The 19659-nt window shown below is 69.1% G+C and carries 15 protein-coding genes and 5 pseudogenes; 14 read left to right on the top strand and 6 right to left on the bottom strand.

Going from position 1 to position 19659, the window contains the following annotated elements:
- Positions 1–174 precede the first annotated feature (174 nt).
- The 9 genes and pseudogenes from J7656_RS11065 (at position 175) to J7656_RS11025 (ending at position 9584) form a co-directional block, all read left to right on the top strand.
- Positions 175–1436 (top strand): annotated as a pseudogene (locus J7656_RS11065) (monovalent cation/H+ antiporter subunit E).
- Positions 1433–1738 carry a cation:proton antiporter gene (locus tag J7656_RS11060; protein WP_017342819.1) on the top strand — a complete coding sequence of 102 codons (306 nt, stop codon included), beginning with the start codon at positions 1433–1435 and terminating at the stop codon, positions 1736–1738. The pseudogene J7656_RS11065 and the gene J7656_RS11060 overlap by 4 nt, the downstream one beginning before the upstream one ends.
- Entirely contained in the window at positions 1735–2067 is a 333-nt protein-coding gene (mnhG, locus tag J7656_RS11055) for a monovalent cation/H(+) antiporter subunit G (protein WP_017342820.1), read from the top strand. The genes J7656_RS11060 and mnhG overlap by 4 nt, the downstream gene beginning before the upstream one ends.
- Positions 2064–2654 (top strand): DUF4040 domain-containing protein, encoded by a 591-nt coding sequence (locus J7656_RS11050; RefSeq protein ID WP_017342821.1) that lies wholly within the window; start codon positions 2064–2066, stop codon positions 2652–2654. Before mnhG ends, J7656_RS11050 begins: the two co-directional genes overlap by 4 nt.
- Positions 2651–3400 carry an MnhB domain-containing protein gene (locus J7656_RS11045; RefSeq protein WP_017342822.1) on the top strand — a complete coding sequence of 250 codons (750 nt, stop codon included), beginning with the start codon at positions 2651–2653 and terminating at the stop codon, positions 3398–3400. The genes J7656_RS11050 and J7656_RS11045 overlap by 4 nt, the downstream gene beginning before the upstream one ends.
- A pseudogene (locus J7656_RS11040) lies at positions 3400–3950 on the top strand (cation:proton antiporter subunit C). Before J7656_RS11045 ends, J7656_RS11040 begins: the two are co-directional and overlap by 1 nt.
- A complete protein-coding gene (locus J7656_RS11035) occupies positions 3943–5646 on the top strand; it encodes a proton-conducting transporter transmembrane domain-containing protein (RefSeq protein WP_017342824.1) in 1704 nt (567 codons plus the stop codon). The pseudogene J7656_RS11040 and the gene J7656_RS11035 overlap by 8 nt, the downstream one beginning before the upstream one ends.
- Positions 5643–7799: pseudogene (locus J7656_RS11030) on the top strand (cation:proton antiporter); the annotation flags it as partial. The gene J7656_RS11035 and the pseudogene J7656_RS11030, both read left to right, overlap by 4 nt.
- A 10-nt stretch (positions 7800–7809) precedes the next feature.
- Positions 7810–9584, top strand: a pseudogene (locus J7656_RS11025) (Na(+)/H(+) antiporter subunit D).
- 56 nt (positions 9585–9640) lie between these two features.
- On the opposite strand, the gene J7656_RS11020 reads toward J7656_RS11025, so the two are convergent.
- The 3 genes from J7656_RS11020 to J7656_RS11010 all read right to left on the bottom strand — a co-directional run bounded on the left by J7656_RS11020 (position 9641) and on the right by J7656_RS11010 (position 11253).
- On the bottom strand, positions 9641–9997 hold the full coding sequence (locus tag J7656_RS11020) for a hypothetical protein (RefSeq protein ID WP_017342827.1): 357 nt from the start codon (positions 9995–9997) through the stop codon (positions 9641–9643).
- 49 nt (positions 9998–10046) lie between these two features.
- Complete coding sequence (locus tag J7656_RS11015; RefSeq protein ID WP_004598213.1) at positions 10047–10400, bottom strand: helix-turn-helix transcriptional regulator; 354 nt, start codon at positions 10398–10400, stop codon at positions 10047–10049.
- Between the two features lie 73 nt (positions 10401–10473).
- Complete coding sequence (locus J7656_RS11010) at positions 10474–11253, bottom strand: NRDE family protein (protein ID WP_211553287.1); 780 nt, start codon at positions 11251–11253, stop codon at positions 10474–10476.
- Positions 11254–11358: 105 nt separating this feature from the next.
- Here J7656_RS11010 and J7656_RS11005 point away from each other — a divergent pair, with 105 nt between their 5' ends.
- From J7656_RS11005 to J7656_RS10990, 4 genes are all read left to right on the top strand, one after another.
- Complete coding sequence (locus J7656_RS11005) at positions 11359–12429, top strand: glucose 1-dehydrogenase (protein WP_211553285.1); 1071 nt, start codon at positions 11359–11361, stop codon at positions 12427–12429.
- On the top strand, positions 12416–13048 hold the full coding sequence (gene gfcR, locus J7656_RS11000) for a transcriptional regulator GfcR (protein ID WP_211553283.1): 633 nt from the start codon (positions 12416–12418) through the stop codon (positions 13046–13048). The genes J7656_RS11005 and gfcR overlap by 14 nt, the downstream gene beginning before the upstream one ends.
- A 499-nt stretch (positions 13049–13547) precedes the next feature.
- Positions 13548–13892 carry a glutaredoxin family protein gene (locus J7656_RS10995; protein WP_121597253.1) on the top strand — a complete coding sequence of 115 codons (345 nt, stop codon included), beginning with the start codon at positions 13548–13550 and terminating at the stop codon, positions 13890–13892.
- A 180-nt stretch (positions 13893–14072) separates the two neighbouring features.
- Positions 14073–14642: a DUF7110 family protein gene (locus J7656_RS10990; RefSeq protein WP_017342832.1), complete on the top strand. Its 570-nt coding sequence runs from the start codon at positions 14073–14075 to the stop codon at positions 14640–14642.
- 11 nt (positions 14643–14653) lie between these two features.
- Here J7656_RS10990 and J7656_RS10985 read toward each other — a convergent pair whose 3' ends face one another.
- Together J7656_RS10985 and J7656_RS10980 are read right to left on the bottom strand one after the other, a co-directional pair.
- The gene (locus J7656_RS10985; RefSeq protein ID WP_211553282.1) at positions 14654–15928 is read right to left on the bottom strand and encodes an RNA-guided endonuclease InsQ/TnpB family protein; all 1275 of its coding nucleotides are present in this window, start codon (positions 15926–15928) and stop codon (positions 14654–14656) included.
- 188 nt (positions 15929–16116) lie between these two features.
- Positions 16117–17358, bottom strand: a complete 1242-nt coding sequence (locus J7656_RS10980; protein ID WP_017342834.1) for a trans-sulfuration enzyme family protein — start codon at positions 17356–17358, stop codon at positions 16117–16119.
- Positions 17359–17605: 247 nt separating this feature from the next.
- Between J7656_RS10980 and J7656_RS10975 the strand changes: the two are divergent.
- Positions 17606–18255 (top strand): annotated as a pseudogene (locus tag J7656_RS10975) (diphthine--ammonia ligase).
- A gap of 35 nt (positions 18256–18290) precedes the next feature.
- Here J7656_RS10975 and J7656_RS10970 read toward each other — a convergent pair.
- Complete coding sequence (locus tag J7656_RS10970; protein WP_017342836.1) at positions 18291–19544, bottom strand: Glu/Leu/Phe/Val family dehydrogenase; 1254 nt, start codon at positions 19542–19544, stop codon at positions 18291–18293.
- Positions 19545–19659 lie beyond the last annotated feature (115 nt).

The following is a 19659-nucleotide window of genomic DNA, read 5'->3' as shown; positions in this document are numbered from 1 at the left end:
CGACGCGCCTCCCGCGGCCCCTGTCACGCCCGCGAACCGCGACGGACGGTATCGCCCGCCTCCGGCAGGGTCTCCGCGGATACAAACTGTTTTGAGGCGGTAGGGTAACCACATGGATAGAGAAACTCATGTGTAACGAGACGGTCACGCACGGCTCCGTGGGAGGTGTGGTGGGTGGCTGACGCCGGCCCGCGGTCCGGCGACGACGACCCCGACGCGGACGGGTCACCCGACGCCGACGCGGCGTCGGACGCGGACGCCGCAACCGAATCGGCGTCGGCCGGCGCGGTCATCGTTCCGGTCGAGCCGAGTTCCACGCTCCGCTCGACGATCGCTCACATCGCGGAGGCTGCCGCCGCCGACGGCGTATCCGCGATCCACCTCGTCGAGATCGCCTCGTGGCGGAACGGGGACCCGGAGAGCGACGAGCGGGCCGCCGCCGCCGAGCGCGTGCTCGAACGCGCCGCGGCGTGGACGAGAGCGGACCTCGAGGACTCCGAGGCGCCCGGCGCCCCGGACGTCGAGGTCGTCACGGCGGTGCTCGGGGCCGACGGCTACCTGTTCGGCGCCGACGACTACGTCCGCGTCCTCGCGGAGTACGCCGAGGCGAACGACGCCGACCGCGTCGTCTTGGACCCCGAGTACACCCCGGTGGGGAACACGACGCTGCTCCAGCCGCTGGAGTTCGGGCTCTCGAACACGTCGCTGTCGGTCGAGACTGCGCCGGTCGACCGGCCGACGCGCCGCGAGCGGTTCCGCACCGAGGCGACCACCGGCCGGTTCGTGGCGCTGTTCGGACTGTCGCTCGCGTTCTATCTCCTGTTGGGCGACCCGACCTACTGGTTCGACGCCGTGACCGGCGTCGCGACCGCCGCGGTCGTCTCGATCACCCTCTCGCGGGTGAGCCTCGACTCGAACCCCGCGTTCCCGCGGACCCCGATGCGGATCGTCCGGGGGCTGATATACGTCCCCGTGCTACTCTACGAGATCCTGAAGGCGAACCTCGTCGTCGCCCGGGTCATCCTCGACCCCCGGCTCCCGATCGATCCGACGCTGAACCGGATGCGGGTGATCGTCGGGAGCGGGCTCCCGCTGATGACGCTCGCGAACTCGATCACGCTGACGCCCGGGACGCTCACCGTCCGCGCCCGCGACAGCAACCTCTACGTCCACTCGCTCGTCCCGTGGGCCCGCGAGGGGCTGTTCGACGGCCCGCTCGAGCGGTGGACGCGCTTCGTCTACTACGGCCGCCGGGCGGCGCGACTCCCGTCCCCCGCGAGCGAGACGACGTCGCGATCCTCCAAGGCCCCGACGCCACCGAGGAGCTGCCCATCGCCGCCGCGGACGGCGGTGAGGTCGACGGCGCCGACGAGGAAGCGGTCGACGGCGCCGACGAGGAAGCGGTCGACGGCGCCGACGAGGTGACCGACCGATGAGCCTCGTGGACGCCTCGCTCGCGGCCGGCTACACCCTCGGCGACTTCCTGCTCCTCGCGGCCGCCGGCTTCGCCGTCCTCGCGGTCGGCATGCTGTACCGCGCGGTCGTCGGGCCGACGATGCAAGACCGGGTGCTGGCGGTGAACGTCCTCGGGACGAACACCGTCGTCATCCTCGCCATCCTCGGCGCAGCGCTCGGCGAGCCGACGTTCCTCGATATCGCCTTGGTGTACGCGCTGCTCAACTTCCTGATGGCCATCGCCATCTCGAAGTTCACCGTCGAGCGGGGTGGCGTGCTGTGACCGCCGCGACGCTGGAGACGGCCCGCGTGTGGCTGATAGTTGCGCTCACGCTGCTCGGGCTGTTCTTCTCGTTCGTCTCGATGGTGGGCGTGCTCCGGCTGCCGGACGTCTACTCGCGGGCGCACACCGCCTCGCAGGCCGACACGCTCGGTGCGGGGTTCGGCCTCGCGGCCGTCGCGCTCACCGTCGGGTTAGCGGGGGCCGGCTTCAAGTCGGTCCTCCTGCTGTTCTTCATCTTCGTGACGAACCCGACCGCGGCCCACGCGATCGCCCGGGCCGCGTTCGAGGAGGGAATCGTGCCGTGGATCGAGGGGGACGACCGCCGATGACCGGCGCGCTCGCGTCCGTCGGTCCCCTCGGCGCGCCGGTGGTCGCACAGGTCACCGCGATCGAGGCGAGCCTGTTCGCCTTCGTCGTGTTGACCGCGCTGTTCACGGCGCTGGCGCGCGACGTGCTCGCCGCGGTGATCATCTTCGGCGCGTACAGCCTCGGGATGGCCGCGCTGTACACGTTCTACCGCGCGCCCGACGTGGCGATGACGGAGGCCGCCATCTCCGCCGGCGTGACGACCGTGCTGCTGCTGCTCACGCTCGCGAAGACGACGCGGCTCGACCACGAGGCCGCCTTCGAGTCGGTGAACCTGCCCGCGGCGGGCGCGGCCGGCCTGCTGTTCGCCGGGCTGATGCTCACGATGGGCGACATCCCGGCGGTGGGTTCAGAGGACGCGCCGATCTGGTCGAACCCGGACGTGAGCCAGTGGTACATCGCGGAGACGTACGCGGAGACGGGCGTCGAGAACACGGTGATGGCCGTGCTGGCGGCGTTCCGCGGGTTCGACACCTTCGGCGAGGCGGTCGTCGTGTTCGCGGCCGGGATCGCCGCCCTCATCGTCCTCCACAGGGAGGTGTTCGCATGAGCGGCACAGACTCCGGCGGCGACGACGCGCCCCCCGAAACCGACGGCGACGGAGCCGGCGACACCGCCGGTTCCGAGTTCGTGTCCGGCGGCGGGTTCGGTCGCGACCGGCCGCCGCGCAGCGACGGCCGCCTCGACTCGGAGCGCCGACAGGGAAGCCCGTACACGGAGAGTCAGGTGATCATGCCGACGGTGAAGATCGTCGCGCCGTTCGCGTTCACCTACGGCCTGTTCGTCACCTTCCACGGCGCCGGCTCGCCCGGCGGCGGGTTCCAGGGCGGGGCCATCGTGGCCGCGGTCGTGTTCATGATCGCGTTCGCGTTCGGGATCGAGGCGACCCGGCAGTGGCTCGCGAACACCGTCGTCGTGGCGCTCGCGGTCGGCGGCGCGCTCGTGTTCGCCGGCATCGGGTTGGTTCCAGTCGCGCTCGGCGGCGCGTTCCTCCAGTACGAGCTGCTCCCGATCCCCGACCCCGTCAAGTACGGGATGGAGGGCGTCGAGATCCTCGGGATCGGCACCATCGTCGCCGGCGTCCTCATCGGGCTGTTCCTCGTCCTCGCGAAGGGGTTCAGCGACGCGGGCGGGTTCGCCGACGCGGACGCCTTCGACGACGAGGTCGGCGAGGGCCCAGAAGCCGGGGACGGCGACGAGTCGAGCGGTGAGGACGGCCCCGCCGATTCGATCGACGACGGTGAACCGGACCCGGGAGCGCCCGGTCCGGCCGCGACCGACGGGGGTGAGCGGTAGTGTCCGCGCTCGTCGACGCAGCCGACTTCGCCCGAACCGCCGCCTCGGTGCCCGCATCGACCGCCGGCGCCGTCGAAATCCTCGCGACGAGACACGCGTACGTCGCGTTCGCGCTGCTGCTGTGTATCGGCCTCTACATGATGATCGCGAACAAGAACCTCGTGAAGAAGATCATCGGTCTCAACCTGTTCCAGACGGCGATATTCCTGCTGTTCATCGCCTCGGCGTACGTCGAGGGCGGATCGATTCCGATCGTGCCGACCGGCGGTCCTGAGGGGGGCTCTACGTGAGCCCGCTGCCGCACGTGCTCGTGCTCACCGCCATCGTCGTCGGCGTGAGCCTCACCGCGGTCGCGCTCGCGCTGTGCATCCGGATCTACGACGAGTACGGCACGCTGCGGACGGACACGCTCCGCGAACTGCTCCGCGACGAGGGGTCGATCCCGTCGCGGCGGTCGGCGGACGCGTCGGGCACCGACGGGGCGTCGGGGACGCCGGACGCCGAGCGGGCGACGGCCGCGCCCGACGCAGGGGGTGAGGCGGATGACTGACGTCCTCCTGCCGCTCGCGGTCGTCGTCCCAATCGTGGCGGCGACGCTGCCGCTGGCGCTCGGGTTGCGGTACGACCGCATCGGCTGGCCGATCGCCGCGGTCGGTACGACCGCCGTGGCCGGGATCGCGGCCGCGATCGCCGCGGAGGTGGTCGTCAACGGCCCGTTCGACCACGCGCTCGGCGGCTTCCTTCCGCCGGTGGGGATCGAGCTCGTCGCCGACCGGCTGTCGGTGGCGGTGCTGCTGCTCGTGGCCGCGGTGTCGGTCGCGACGCTCGCGTTCGCGCGCGTCGCCGGCCCGCGGGGGAACCCGTTCTACAGCGCCTACCTCCTGCTGGTCGGCGGCCTCGTGGGGATGGTGCTCACCGGCGACCTGTTCAACCTGTTCGTCTTCCTCGAGATCACCGGGCTGACGACGTACGCGCTCATCGCCTCGGACCGGTCGGGCGCGAGCGCGTACGCCTCGCTGAAGTACCTCGTCGTCGGCACCGTCGGCGCCTCGCTGTACCTGCTCGGCGTCGGCTACGTCTTCCTCGCGACGGGGACGCTGAACATGCTCGATGTCCAGGCGCAGATCGTCGCACAGGCCGGCTACGGCGACCCGCTGGTCCGCGCGAGCTACGCGTTCATCGTGACCGGGCTGGCGCTGAAGATCGCTATCTTCCCGGTCCACTCCTGGCAGCCGGACGCCTACCAGCGGGCGCCGGACTCGGTCACGACGATCGTCGCGGCGCTGGTCTCGACGACGAGCGCCTACGCGCTGATCCGCGTGACCTACACCGTGTTCACGGTCGACTTCCTCGCGGCGAACGAGTCGATTGCGACCGCGCTGCTCGTCGTCTCGACCGTCTCGATCGTCGCGGGCTCCGCGCTCGCCGCGATGCAGTCCAACCTCAAGCGGATGTTCGCATACTCCTCGGTCGCGCAGTTCGGGATGATCGGCGCGGCCGTCGCCCTCGCGAACGAGACGGCCCTGCTCGGCGGGATCGTCCACCTGATCGGCCACGGGATCATGAAGTTCGGCCTGTTCCTCGGGATCGGCCTGCTCGCGCTCGGCTACGGGACGCGGGAGTTCGCCGACCTCGCGAGCGCCGCGCGGGCGGCGCCGTACACCTCGGGCGCGATCGCGGTGCTCGGCCTCGCGCTCGTCGGGATTCCGCCCTCGATCGGGTTCCTCGGGAAGTGGTACATCGGGGTGGGTGCGGTCGACGCCGGCCTCGCCGGCGGCGGCGCGGTCGGGATCGCGGTCGCGGCTGCGATATTCGTCAGCACCCTGTTCACGCTGTCGTACGTCGCGCGGCTGTTGGAGCGGTTCTACTTCGCCGGCGCCGGGCTCCCGGGTGACCACGGCGAGGTGCCCGGAGACGGCGGTGACGGCGCGGGCGACGCGGCGGCGACCGACGGTGGGCGCGGAGATAACCACGCGGCCACCGACGGTGGCAGCGCAAATGACCACGCGGCGACCGACGGCGACGCCGCCGCGGCCGATGGCGGGGACAAGTCCCCCGCGAAGACCGCAGACGGCCTTCCCGCGCCCGTTGAGGGCGCCCCGCGGTCGTCGCTCGTCCCTGACCGGGTTCCGACCGCGCCGCTGCTCGCGCTCGGACTGGCTGTGCTGGCGACGGTCGCGCTCGGCTTCGGCGGCTTCGCGCTCGCTGAGTGGTTCGGTCCGTTCCTCACGGAGGCCTTCGCATGATAGAAGCTACACCCGACATACGTCCTCTGCTGGCGGTCCTCGTCTCGTTCGTCGCGGCGTTCCTCATCGTCGCGTCGTACCGCTCCCCGAACGTCCGCGAGGGGTGGACGCTCGTCGCGTCGCTCGCGAAGTTCGGCATCGTCGCGTCGATGCTGCCGGCGGTCCTCGACGGCGCGGTGTTCGAGTGGTCGGCCGGGGCGTTCCTCCCCGGGATCGGCGCGCCGATCGAGTTCGCGCTCCGCGCGGACGCGCTCGGGATGCTGTTCGCGTTCCTCGCGAGCGGGCTGTGGATCATCACCTCCTTCTACAGCATCGGCTACATGCGCGGGCTCGACGAGCCCAACCAGACCCGGTACTTCGCGGCGTTCGCGGTGTCGCTGGCCGCGACGATGGGGATCGCGTTCGCGGGCAACCTCGTGACGATCTTCGTCTTCTACGAGATCCTCTCGATCGCGACGTACCCGCTCGTCGCGCACGACGAGACGGCGGAGGCGCGCTCGGCCGGCCGCAAGTATCTCGCGTACACGATGTTCGGCGGCGGCGTGCTCGTGCTCGCCGGCACCGCGCTCGTCTACCTGCTCGCCGGCAACGTCAACTTCACCGCGGGCGGCATCGCGGAGCTCGCAAACGCTGACCCCGGGCTGGCGATGCTCGCCTTCTTCCTGCTCGCGATCGGGTTCGGCGTGAAGGCCGGGATCATGCCGCTCCACCAGTGGCTCCCCGAGGCGATGGTGGCGCCGACGCCGGTCTCCGGGCTGCTCCACGCGGTCGCGGTCGTCAAGTCCGGCGCGTTCGGCGTCTCGCGCGTCGTCCTCGACGTGTTCGGCCCGGAGCTCGTCTACAATCTCTCGCTCCCGTTCGGCTTCACGGCGGGGCTCGTCCTCTCGACGATCGGCGCGATCACGCTCACCGCGGCCTCGCTCATCGCCCTGCGGAAGGACCACCTGAAGCGCCGGCTCGCCTACTCGACGATCAGCCAGCTGAGCTACATCATCCTCGGGCTCGGGCTGTTCGGCTGGTACGGGCTCGTGGGCGCGCTGTTGCACATCCCGGCGCACGCGTTCATGAAGCTCACCCTGTTCTTCTGTGCGGGCAACATCCACGTGTCGACCCACACGGACTACATCTCCCAGATGGCGGGGATCGGTAAGCGGATGCCGCTGACGATGGGCGCGTTCACGATAGCCTCGCTGGGGATGGCGGGGATCCCGCTGCTCGCCGGCTTCGTCAGCAAGTACTACATGCTGATCGGCGGGGTGCGGATGGGGATGAACTTCACCCCGGTCGCGTACTACCTCGTCGGCGCGCTGCTGTTGTCGGGCGTGCTCAACATCGCCTACTTCTGGCCGGTGATCTACACCGCGTTCTTCGAGGCGGAGGACGCCCACGACGCGAAGCCGCTCGTCGACTTCCCGCTCGGCGGCGAGTCGCGGTCGATCGTGGCGGCGACGGACGGGGGCCGCGGAGACGACCACGCGGCGACGGACGGGGGCCGCGGAGACGACCACGCGGCGACGGACGGGGGACACAAAGACGACGAAAGCGAGAGCGACGATGACGAGGAGTCGGCCGACGACGTCGACGACATCGTCGCGGACGCGGGCGACGCTGACGACTCGCCGTCCGACGCCGAGGGCGTCGACGAGTCGGACATCCCCGACGCCGACCTCGACGACCTCCCGACCGACGAGGAGGGCGTCGTCCGGCCGGACTTCGCGGCGAGCGAGCGCGACTTCTCGGAGCCGGCCGAGCGCGTCGACACCGGCGACTACGCGGTCGACCAGCGCCCCTCCGACGCCGACGTGCCGTTTGGTCCCGGGCGCGGCGGCGAGCGCGGCGAGACCGCGGACGCCGACGAGGCCGACCGCGCAGTCGACGACGCTCGGGCCTCCGATGCCCCGCAGAGGGACGCTGAGGACGACGCGCACGACGCGGACACGCACGGTGACGACCATCACCACGGCGGGCCGCCGGCGGGCGGGTGGGAACACATCGCCGGGCTCGACGCGCTCCGCGGGCGCGAGTCGACGTGGTTCACGCTCGGGCCGATCCTCGCCTCGATGACGCTTGCGGTGCTGCTCGGCGTAATCCCCTACGAGATGGGCTTCCTGGAGCTGATCGAGCTCATCGTCGACACGCGGCTCCCCGAGGGGTGGTGCGCCCGTGACGGTGCCCACGAGCCTCCTCACGGCGGTTCCGCCGTACGTCCTGCTCGCGTTCGCGGCGCTGGCGGTGCTGGCGCTGCCGCGGCGGGCGGGCCACGCGGTCGCCGCGCTGGCAACGGCGCTCACGTTCGCGCAGGCGGTGCTGCTCGGCGACGGCGGGACGGGGGCACACCTCGCGACGACGTTCCTCGGCTTCGACGTGGTGTTCTTCAACGTCGACCAGTTCTCGCTTCTGATGGGGTCGTCGTCGGCTTCCTCGCGACGGCCGCGGTGCTGTACGCCTACGGTAGCGAGGCGCCGACGTGGGTGACGGCGTTCGCGCTGACCTACGTCGCCACGACCTTCGGAACGATCTACGCCGGCGACTGGCTCACGCTGGTCTTCTTCTGGGAGCTGACGGCGGTCACCTCGACGCTGCTCGTCTGGCAGCACGGCGGGGAAGCGGTGCGGGCCGGCTACCGCTACGCGCTGTTCCACGGCACCGGCGGGACCCTCCTGCTCGCCGCGGTCGTCGTCCACTTCGTCAACGCCGGGACGTTCCTGTTCTCGGAGACGGCCGGGATCCACCCGGCGGCGACGGTCCTCGCGGCGGTCGGCATCGGCATCAACTGCGGGTTCATCTTCCTGCACAGCTGGCTCCCCGACACCTACCCGCGCCCGCACGTCGCGGCGTCGGTGTTCCTCTCGGTGTTCACCACGAAAACCGCGGCGTACGTGATGTACCGCGCGTTCCCCGAGGGTGGCATGTGGCTCGCGTACCTCGGCGGATTCATGGCCGTCTACGGGGCCTTCTTCGCGCTGCTCCAGTACGACCCGCGGCGGCTGTTATCGTACCACATTCAGGCTCAGCTCGGCTACATGCTCGCCGGGTTCGGCCTCGCCACCGTGGTCGGCGAGTTCGCCGTCGTCGGCGGCTTCGCGCACCTGTTCAACAACGTCCTCTACAAGAGCCTGCTGTTCATGGCGGTCGGCGTCGTCGTGTACCGCACCGGCGTCGAGGACATCCGCGAGATGGGCGGGCTCTGGCGGGTGATGCCGGTCACCTTCCTCGTCTACGTCGTCGGGGCCGCCTCGATTACGGCGGTGCCGGGGTTCAACGGGTTCATCTCGAAGGGGATGGTGATCGACTCCGCCCACGAGGTCCACAACTACGTCCTCCTCTTAGACAGGGGGCTGCTCTGGTGGCTGCTGATCCTCGGCGGCGTGGGGACGTTCATGTCGTTCATCAAGCTCGGCTACTACGTGTTCTTCCACGGCTCGGCGACGCTGTCGCCGGACGACGCCACGCCGTTCCAGACCGCCGGGATGCTGCTGGCCGCCGGGGCGTGCGTCTTCTTCGGCACGCCGCTGACGTACGGGTTCCTCGTCGATCTCATGCCGTTCACCGCCGAGGTCGCGCCCGAGCTCCACCCGTACAGCACGAGCCACCTGACGGAGAGCGCGGCGCTGCTGGTCTCCGGCTTCGTCGGGTTCTTCGCGCTGAAGCGCCCGCTCGGCTGGCTCGCCCATCACATGCGCGACGTCGACGCCGTCCTCTTCCCGGCCGCGTTCTACCTCGGGCGCGGCTCGGTGTGGGGCGTCACGGAGCTGTGGGCCGCGGTCGACCGCGCGACGATGACGCTCGCGGGCGCAGCGATGCGGACCGCGAGACACCCGCGCGAGGCGCTCTCGCGGGCCGGAGTCGACGTGGAGATCCGCGCCGGCATCGGTCGGAGCGTGCTGTTCCTGACGCTCGCGGCCGGAGTCGCGCTGTTCGCCTTCCTGCTAGTCTGACCCCGCGGCGCGGTTGTCCCGGGCCCGAGCGCCCGCGCCACTCGCTCTGTCCGGCGTCACCCCGTCTCGTCGCCGAGTCGTCGGGCCTGCTCGCTGAGCGTGAGGAAGGCGACCGCGCCGAAGAACGCGACCACGAACGCGAAGACCGCGGCGTCTCCGCCGGCGTAGTGGCCGAACAGAAGCGGCGTGACGCTCAGGCCGAAGAGGCCCAGTCCGTACCCGATCCGGTCGGTCCGGTCCTCGAACCGTGGAGCTTCCGCGAGCAGGGACACGTCGAACGCGAGGTGGAAGTAGGCGGCTCCGGCGTACACGGCCGCCGTGCCGACGGCGGTCGGGAGGTACGGGACGAGCTGGTAGACGCCCAGCGCGGCGAGCAGGCCGACGCCGGCCGCGAGCGGGAGGGCTCGGTTCACGGGCGTCCGATGCGCGAGAAGACTGATAAAAGCCGCGAGCGGTCGCCGCTCAGTACTCCTCGTAGGCGAGATTCATCATCCACTGCGAGAAGGCGTCGGCCTGCGCGTCGACCTCCTCCTCCCCGATGAACGGCGAGAGCATGTCGTCGGCCATTAAAAGAGAGAAGTCGAGGTCGCGCGGTGCGGGCTCTAAGTAGTAGGTGTTGTGGCCGTCGTAGACGGTGTCTTCCCGCTGGATGACCCCGGCCTCCTCCAGCGACTCGGCGATACGGCTCCCCTTCCGCGAGGAGACGTCGAGTTCCTTCCAGAAGTCGCTCTGGTGGATGCCGCCGGTCTCGCGGATGAGTTCGAGACCGGCGCGCTCGTCCGCCGACAGGTCGGACTCGATTTCGGACGCGCTCATAGTTTCACACGCCTCCCGAATCGCTTAAAACTGGCTTTCCGGTCGCACGCTTCGCGGCCGCACGGGGCGAACCTCATCTGCCGTCGAGCGCGAACTCCTCGGGGAGCCGAACCGCCTCCGTCGGCGTCTCGCAGGGCGGCCCGTCGGCGTACGCCATCTCGGGCGCGTCGCCGGTCCGGATCCGGGTGAACGACCGGGTGCCGAACTCGTCGCCGTGGAGGCAGGCGCCGTACTCGTGGTCCGCGAGGACGCCGCTCGCGCGGTCGAGCCACGACGCGCCCGTCTCACCCGGCTCCGGGACGAGCGCGGCCGCGATCCGCTTGGAGCTGTCCGCACGCTCCTCGCCGAACTCCCGCCGCTGCTCGGGGACCGCGAACCGCTCCGCGCCGTTGACCACGCCGCCGACGTTGCCGACGACGTGGACGCCGGGGTCGAGTCGGGTCACGGCGAGGCCGCCGTCGTACGTCAGCAAGAACGCCGCCCGCTCGTCCGCGAGGACGAGGTTGAAGCCGTCGTACGCGCGCTCGTCGAGCTCGCGCTCGACCGCCCGGACCGCGTCCTCGGCGGAGGCGGCCGTCAAGCAGTCGCGGACGAGCAGCCCGCGCGAGCGGTCGCCCTCGCGGTCGGCGTCGAGCCACCGGTTCGTGACGGCGACGACGAGGCCCCCCTCGGAGACGCCGATCCACGTCCCGCCGGCTTCGGCGTCGCGCGGGGCGACGTACCGGACTCCGTCGCCGTCTGCCGTTCGGAGTGCCGGCGGTTCACTCGGGCGGTCGAGCGCCTCGTCGCGGGTGGCCGCGAGCGCGACGGGGGCGTCGCCGAACGCCCGCCACGCGAGGGTCAGGGTACACACGCCCGCAGATACGCCCGAGCGACTGAAAACTTCACGGGGGATCCGCCGCACGCGTTTACTCACAATAAAAGAAATCTTTTGGTGGCTGACCGCTTTGGTCCGGATATGAACGCGATTGCCGTCTACGAGGGAGCCGACGAACCGGTCGTGACAGCGAAGCCGCGACCGGAGCCCGCGCCCGGCGAGGCGCTGGTTCGGACCCTGCGGGTCGGCGTGGACGGGACCGACCACGAGGTCATCGCCGGCGGCCACGGCGGGGCGCCCGCGGGCGAGGACCACCTCGTGTTGGGCCACGAGGCGGTCGGCGTGGTCGAGGACCCGAACGACACGCCGTTCGAGGCCGGCGACGTCGTCGTCCCGACGGTTCGCCGGCCGCCGAACGGCGCCAACGAGTACTTCGCGCGCGGCGAGCCAGACATGGCGCCCGAGGGGGAGTACCACGAGCGCGGCATCGTCGGCGCACACGGCTTCATGGCCGAGTACTTCACCAGCCCGGCGGAGTTCCTCGTCGAGATCCCGCCGGCGCTCGCCGAGTGGGGGTTCCTCGTCGAGCCGATCTCGATCGCGGAGAAGGCGATCGAGCACGCGTACGCCAGTCGGTCGGCGTTCGGCTGGGAGCCCGAGTCGGCCCTCGTGCTGGGTAACGGGTCGCTCGGCCTCCTGACGGTCGCGACCCTCGACGAGGAGTTCGATCGGATCTACTGTCTCGGGCGCCGCGAGCGCCCCGACCCGACGATCGAGATCATCGAGTCGCTGGGGGCGACGTACGTGAACTCCAACGAGACGTCGGTCCCGGAGGTCCCGGAGGCGTACGAGCCGATGGACTTCGTCTTCGAGGCGACCGGCTACGCGCCCCACGCCTTCGAGACGATCGAGGCGCTCGCGCCCAACGGCGTCGGGGCGCTGCTCGGCGTCCCGGGCGACTGGGAGTTCGAGATCGACGGCGGCCGCCTCCACCGCGAGTTCGTCCTCCACAACAAGGCGCTCGTCGGCAGCGTCAACTCCGGATACGGGCACTTCGAGTCGGCCGTCGAGTCGCTTGCGGGGCTCTCGGAGTCGTTCCTCGGCGATCTCGTGACGGGCGTCCACGGGCTCGACGAGTTCGAGGCCGCGTTCGCGGATGACGACACGACTATTAAAACGGCGGTCGAATTCGGCGCATATGAAGAACGTTGACGACCTCATCGACAGCGCGGCCGAGCTCGCGGAGCGGGGGCTCTCGAAGGGCGAAATCGCAGACGAGCTGAACGTCTCCCGGGAGACGGCGAGCTGGTTGGTCGAGCGCGGCGGCGGGGCGGAGAGCCCGGAGGCCGCGGACGCGACCGCCTCCGCCGACATCCACGTCGACTGGTCGGCGCTCGGGCGCGACTCGACTCGCCTCGGCTACGCGGCCAGCGCGATGGCGGACCTGCTCGCCAAGCAGGGCGAGGAGGTCGACCTGACGGTCGGCATCGAGAAGGCCGGCGCGCCGCTCGCGACCGCGGTCGCGGACCGGCTCGACACCGACCTCGGCACGTACGCGCCCGCGAAACACCAGTGGGAGGAGGGGGACATCGACGAGCACGGCGGCGGCTTCTCGCGGAACTTCGCCGCGATCCGGAACCGCGACTGCTACGTCGTCGACGACATCATCACCTCGGGGACGACGATGCGGGAGTCGATCGACGCGATCCGCGAGCAGGGCGGCGAGCCCGTCGCGTGCGTCGTCCTCGTCGACAAGATGGGGTACGACGAGATCGACGGCGTCCCCGTCTACTCGCTCGTCGACGTCGTCCGCGTCGACCGCGACGAGTAGGACCGCAACAAGTGCGGTCGCCTATTTATAAATACAGACCTGCCGGACGACTCCGCACAACGGCGTGCGCCGGTGAGCGGCCCGCAGGGCCGCGAACCGCACGCGCGAGGGAGTCGGCCGACCGTAGGGAGGCCGACGAGGCTGGGGAGGCGTGAGGCGCGGTTGCTGTGCGGGCGGGACTCAAAGGGGCAGTCGCGAGGCGGGCGCAGGCGAAGTAAGCACTGGAAGGAGCGAGCAACGCGAGCGACTGAAGCGCGCAGCGAGCGTGCGCCCGCCTCGCGACTGGGGCTTTGGAGGCGTCCGTCGTCGATCCGGGATCGGTTATTTATAAACGAGCGGGTGGAGGTTCCATGGCGCCTAATTCGTATTAAAACGGCCTTGGCGACCGAAGTGCTCCCACACCGTCGGTGGTTTATAAATAATCAGGCGCCCGCTCACCTCACGATCACCGCTCGTCCCGTGCGGAACCCATTTGCCTCGCCGTCGCGTACGCGTCCGCATGACGTTCAGCCCCGAAACGGACGCCGACCCCGAGGAGATCGAAGCGCGCGTCGAGAACACCATCGCCGACAACGACGTGGTGCTGTTCATGAAGGGGAATCGCCTGATGCCCCAGTGCGGCTACTCGAAGCGCGCCGTCGAGCTCATCTCGCAGCACGTCGAGGAGTTCGAGACGGTCGACGTGCTGCCCGCGCTCCCGCAGTACCGCGAGGCGCTCGAGTCGCACAGCGACTGGGAGACGATCCCGCAGACGTTCGTCGACGGGGAGTTCGTCGGCGGCAGCGACGTGCTCGCCGAACTCGACGAGCGCGGCGAACTCGCCGCCGAGCTGGGCGCGGAGTGACGCCCGGCTCCGGTGCCGGATCCCCGCCTCGAAGCGTGAGACGCCGGGCGAGCGCGTCGCGCCGATCTTCACATCTCGAAGGGCAGTCCATATAAACCTACGGTGCCTATACGGTGGTAGGTGCGGCCGTTGCCGCCGCCGCCGTGACCACCGGTTCGACCCCACCGCATTCCACAAACAATGACAGGCCGCGTGTTCCGACTTCATTCGACGCTCGAACTGCCCCTCGAAGACGTAGAGACGTACTTCGACGAAGACCCCGATCTGCCGGAGGAGATCGACGACATCGACATCACGCGTCGAAACAACACACTCATCATCAAGGCCCTGTCCGACGACGAGTCGATCAGCAAGTACACGCCCACGGCGCAGCTGAAGGCGTCGGTCACGGAGACCCGAGTCTGGGAGGAGGAGCCGCCGCGCGCCGGCGGCCCGCAGTGGATGGACGACGAGGAGGAGGAGATCCCCTCCGAGCTCGTCGAGTTCGCCTGCTTCAAGGGCGACCGCGAGACCGTCCTCCAGAACTCCGCGCTCCAGTACCCCATGTTCCGGGTGCTCCGCAAGATCGCGACGCTCTCCGAGAAGGGGACGCTGACCGCGATCACCGAGGAGGACGGCGAGCTCGAGGCGACGCGGATCGTCGAGGGCGAGCCCCGCCCCGCCAGCATCGAGGTCGTCGAGAGCCCGCAGGGCGCCGGCGAGGGCGACGGCGGCGTCAACTGGCGCGACAACGAGTTCATCTCGGAGTAAACTACCCTACCCTACTCGCTCACGGCGCTGCCGTTCGCTTCGTTGAGGGTAGGGCTTTCGCGTGGACTCCCGTTCTGGCCATCGCTGGCAGGCTCGTAATCGCCGTTCACATTCAACGTCCCGCGATTCAAGCGCACGTTTACGGGTGCGCCTCCGCTCGACGACGTTTGCGCCGAGCGGAGATACTTCAGACCGATATTCTTCGCCGCGTTGTAGTCGGCGTTCACTTCGTAACCGCATTTCTGGCAACAGAACCGTGCTTGCGTCTCGCGGTTCTCTCGGAGTGTCGTCCCGCACTTCGAACATCGCTGGGAGGTGTAGGCAGGGCTCACCTGCTCGACGGAGATGCCGACTATCTCGGCTTTGTACTCGACGTACTCGAACACACGTTGGAACGCCCACGCGTGGAACTTCTTGGCGTTCGGCATCCGCTCACGAATGCCGGTCAGGTTCTCGAACGCGATCACGTCACAGTCGTATTCGACGGCTTCCGCGACGAGTTCTTTCGAGACTGTGTGTAAAAAGTGGTCGTAGCGGCCTGTCTCAGTACGTCCGACCGATTGGATGGTTTCGTGAGCGGCCCGCGTCCCGTGCTGTTGGAGCGACCCGCGCCGCTTCTCGAACTCGCGGTGCCAGTGGTTCAACTCTGCCCCGTTCCAGAACGTGCCCGTGGAGGTGACGGCGACGTTTTCGATGCCGAGGTCAACGCCGAGGACTGTGTTGTGCCCGTCGTTGCCGTCGTCGGCAGTCTCGAACTCCGCGTCCGCCTTTGTGCGGACGTGAAGGTAGAACTCGCCGTCGCGGTAGTGGAGTTCCGCGCCTGTCACTTCGTAGTCGTCGTTGAACAGATACTCCGAGTGGGGCGTCTCGCGGTTCTCGTCGGGGAGGACGTACTCTGCGGTGATGCGTCCTTCGACGGTCGAGAGCGTCGCGTGGTCGTCGTTGAACGTCGCACATCGCTTGTCGTAGACGAGCGTCGGTGCGGAGAAGTTCGGCTTCCCCGCGTAGTCACCTTGCTTCCACCGAGCGACGACGCTCTGGACGGCGTCGGCGGCCTTGTTGCGAGCGTTCTGGACGAGATTCGCTTGGAGTCGCGTCTCGGCCCGCACGTCGTCGTAGGTTTCGCGTTGGAGTTCAGCTTTGCTCGTGGTCTTGTATTCGCCTTGCCACGCGTGGTCAACGACGTAGTTGGCGGCCCACAGGAACTCGGAGATGGTTTCGTGGAGGAGGGCGGCGTCGCTGTCGGCCACGTCGAGTTTGACGGGGACCGTGCGACGTACCTCCATCCGTAATTCAGACGTTACGCTAAGTTTTTATAATAATACTGTTTTTGGAGGAGAGGTAGCCACGTGTAGAACGTGGTAATGACGGTATCATGTCGGTTCCCTCCCCGGCCTACTCGCTCCCTTCGGTCGCTCCTTGAGGTCGGGGGCTCCACCTTGAATTACGCTGAAGCAGCGCGCTCGCCGCGGCGTCAGCGGTCGGCCGACGGCGTCGTCGTGCGACGATTCATCGCGTCGAACCCGCCTTTTAAATCCGCGATCAGGTCGTCTACCCCTTCGATGCCGACCGACACGCGGAGCAACGTGTCCGAGATCCCGAGCACTTCCCGCTCCGCGGGCGAGAGCGGTTCGTGAGTCATCGCGGCCGGCAGCTCGATCAGGCTCTCGACGCCGCCGACGGAGACCGCGAGCGTGAACTCAGTCAGCGCCTCGACGAACCGCTTCGCGTCGTCTATCGTCCCGTCGAGTTCGAACGAGAGGATCCCGCCGAACCCGGACATCTGCTCGCGGGCGAGCTCGTGGTCGGGATGACTCGACAGCCCCGGGTAGTACACGTCGCTCACCTCCACCCGTCCGTCGAGGAACTCGGCGACGGCCGTCGCGTTCGCCTCGTGTCTCTCCATCCGCGCGGCGAGCGTCTTGGTGCCGCGTAACACGAGGTAGCTGTCGAACGGTCCGCTGACAGCGCCCACGCCGACTTGCTGGAGGAACCGAATCTCCTCGGCCAGCGCGTCGTCGTCGGTGACGACCGCGCCGGCGATGGCGTCGGAGTGACCGTTGAGGTATTTCGTCGTGCTGTGCGCGACGACGTCGGCGCCCAGTTCGAGCGGGCGCTGGAAGTACGGGCTCGCGAACGTGTTGTCCACGCCGAACAGCACGTCTCGGTCCGCGACCAGGTCGGCGATACCGGCGATGTCACACAGCGCGAGCTTGGGGTTCGTCGGCGACTCCATCCAGACGACGGCGGTCTCCTCGCGGAGCGCGGCCGCCACGTTCGCTGTGTCCGTCGCGTCGACGTACGTGACGTCGACACCGAGGCGCGACCGGAACACGTCGTCGAGCATCCGACGGGTGCCGGCGTACAGGTCCTCGAAGGCGACGACGTGGTCGCCGGGGGTCAGCCGAGCGAGCAGCGTCGTGAATATCGCCGCGGTGCCCGAGGCGAACGCGGCCCCGTGAGCGCCGCCTTCGAGCGCGGCGATTCGGGTCTCCAGCGCGTGTCGGGTGGGATTCGACAGCCGGCCGTAGACGAACTCGCCGGCGGCCGGGTCGACGTCATCCAGTCTCATCTCGGTGTCGAGGCCCGGCAGGGCGAACGTCGACGAGAGGTGAATCGGCGAGACGACGTCGCCCGCCTCGCTCCCGTTCTCGAACGGCTCTTCGCCCTCGGTGACGGCGAGCGTCTCGAACGTCGACTTCGATCGGTCTTCCATACGCGAACTCCGACGCACCGTCGCTAATAGTTTATCATTTTTCATTAATAATACTGGATTTCCGGATAACTCGCGGGGATATTACTGTTCGATCGACAGATCGACGCGTCCGACAGCCGACAGTCGACGGTCGTCAACCGGGACCGTCGACGATTTACGTGGGCCGGGCGTTCCCTCGCCAATGACCGACGACTGGCTGAGCCTCTTTTCGGGCGGCAAGGACTCCTCGTGGGCGCTGTACCGCGCGTTGGAGGAGGGCCTCGACGTCTCCCGACTCCTGACCGTCCACCCCGCCGGCGACTCGTACATGTACCACACGCCGGCGACGGAGCTCGCCGCGCTCGCGGCCGAGAGCGTCGGGATCGACCTCGTGGAGGTGTCGCCCGACGACTTCGGCGCGGACGACGTCGACGACGCGGGCGCGCAGGGCGACGCCGAACTGGAGCCGATGGAGGCCGCGCTCCGCGAGCTCGCCGCCGCGGACGACGTCGACCTCGCGGGTGTCACGGCCGGCGCCGTCGAGAGCGAGTTCCAGACGAACCGGATTCAGGCGATGTGCGACCGTCTCGGGATCGATCTGTTCGCGCCGCTGTGGCAGGAAGACCCGGTCGAACTCGCGGAGCAAATGTTCGACGCCGGCTTCGAGATCCGGATCGTCCAGGTGGCGGCGTACGGCCTCGACGAGTCGTGGCTCGGGCGGCGGTTCGACGCGGACGCGCTCGACGAGCTGCTCGAACTCCGCGAGGAGTACGGCGTCCACCCGCTCGGCGAGGGGGGGAGTTCGAGACGTACGTCGTCGACGGCCCCCACATGGACCGTCGCATCGACCTCACGTACGACGCGGTGTGGGAGGGCGACCGCGGGCACGTCGAGATCCGGGACGCGCGGCTGGAGTGAGTCGAAGCTGTTTCTGAAGCGGTCGAATCTGCCCGCTACGGCCAGCTACCGGCCTGATCGTACGCGTCCACGATCCGGCCGATGCCGACGACGTACGCCGCGGTGCGGAGGTTGTGGACGTCGTTCGACTCGTAGGTGTCGACGAGCGTGTCGAACGCGTCCGTGATCACGCGTTCCAGCTCCTCGTTGACGCGCTCCTCGGTCCAGCTGAACCGCTGTCGGTTCTGGACCCACTCGAAGTAGGAGACGGTGACACCGCCCGCGTTCGCGAGGATGTCGGGAACGACGTGGACGTCGCGCTCGGCGAGCACGTCGTCGGCGCCGGGCGTGAGCGGCCCGTTGGCCGCCTCGACGACCAGCTTCGCGTCGACGTCCGCCGCGAGCTCTTCGTCGACCGCGTTCTCCAGCGCGGCCGGGACGAGGCAGTCGACGTCGAGCGTGAGCAGCTCGTCGTTCGTGAGCGCTTCGGTGCCGGCGTAGCCCGTCACCGAGCCGGTCTCGGCCTTGTGCGCCTTCACCTCGCGCGGGTCGAACCCGTCGGGGTCGTGGATTCCTCCAGAAGAGTCGGAGACCGCGACCACGCTCGCGCCGAGGTCGTCGAGCAGCGCGGCGGCCACGGAGCCGGCGTTGCCGTACCCCTGAACGGCGACCGTCGCGCCCGCGAGGTCGCGGTCGAGCCAGTCGAACGCCTCGCGGGCCGACAGCGCCACGGAGCGGCCGGTCGCCTCGACACGGCCCTCGCTGCCGCCGGAGTCGAGCGCCTTCCCCGTGATGACGCCGGGCGCGGTGGTGTTTTCGAGGGTCTCGTAGGTGTCTTTGATCCAGTTCATCTCCCGCTGGCCGGTGTTGACGTCCGGCGCGGGGATGTCGCGGTCCTCGCCGATCAGCGGGCGGAGTTCGGTCGCGAACGCGCGCGTCATCCGCTCTAATTCGGCCTCCGAGTAGTCGGCCGGGTCGATCGCAATTCCCCCTTTTCCGCCGCCGTAGGGGACGTCGACGACGGCGCACTTGTACGCCATCCAGCCGGACAGCGCCTTCACCTCGTCGCGGGTGACGCCCGGGTGATAGCGGATCCCGCCCTTGTACGGCCCCCGGTCGCCGTTGAACTGCGAGCGGTACGCGCGGACGGTCTCCAGAGTGCCGTCGTCGCGCTCGAACGTCAGGTTCGTCTCTAACACCCGTTCCGGGTTCTGCAGGCGCTCGATGACGCCTGGGTCGGCGTCGACGACCGCCGCGGCGTCGTCCACCTGCTCTCGCAGACTCTCGAACGGGTTCGCCTCAGAAGACATACCATCACGTGCCGGCGGCCGGAGGTTAACTGTGACGACCGGTACGGAAATTGTGTGTGTCGACACCGCACACAGCCACCCCGGAAGCGCGGACGGGCGACTCGAAGATAGCGCG

This window comes from Halorubrum ruber (assembly GCF_018228765.1).
Taxonomy (GTDB): domain Archaea; phylum Halobacteriota; class Halobacteria; order Halobacteriales; family Haloferacaceae; genus Halorubrum; species Halorubrum ruber.
This window is presented reverse-complemented; position numbering and strand designations above follow the sequence as displayed.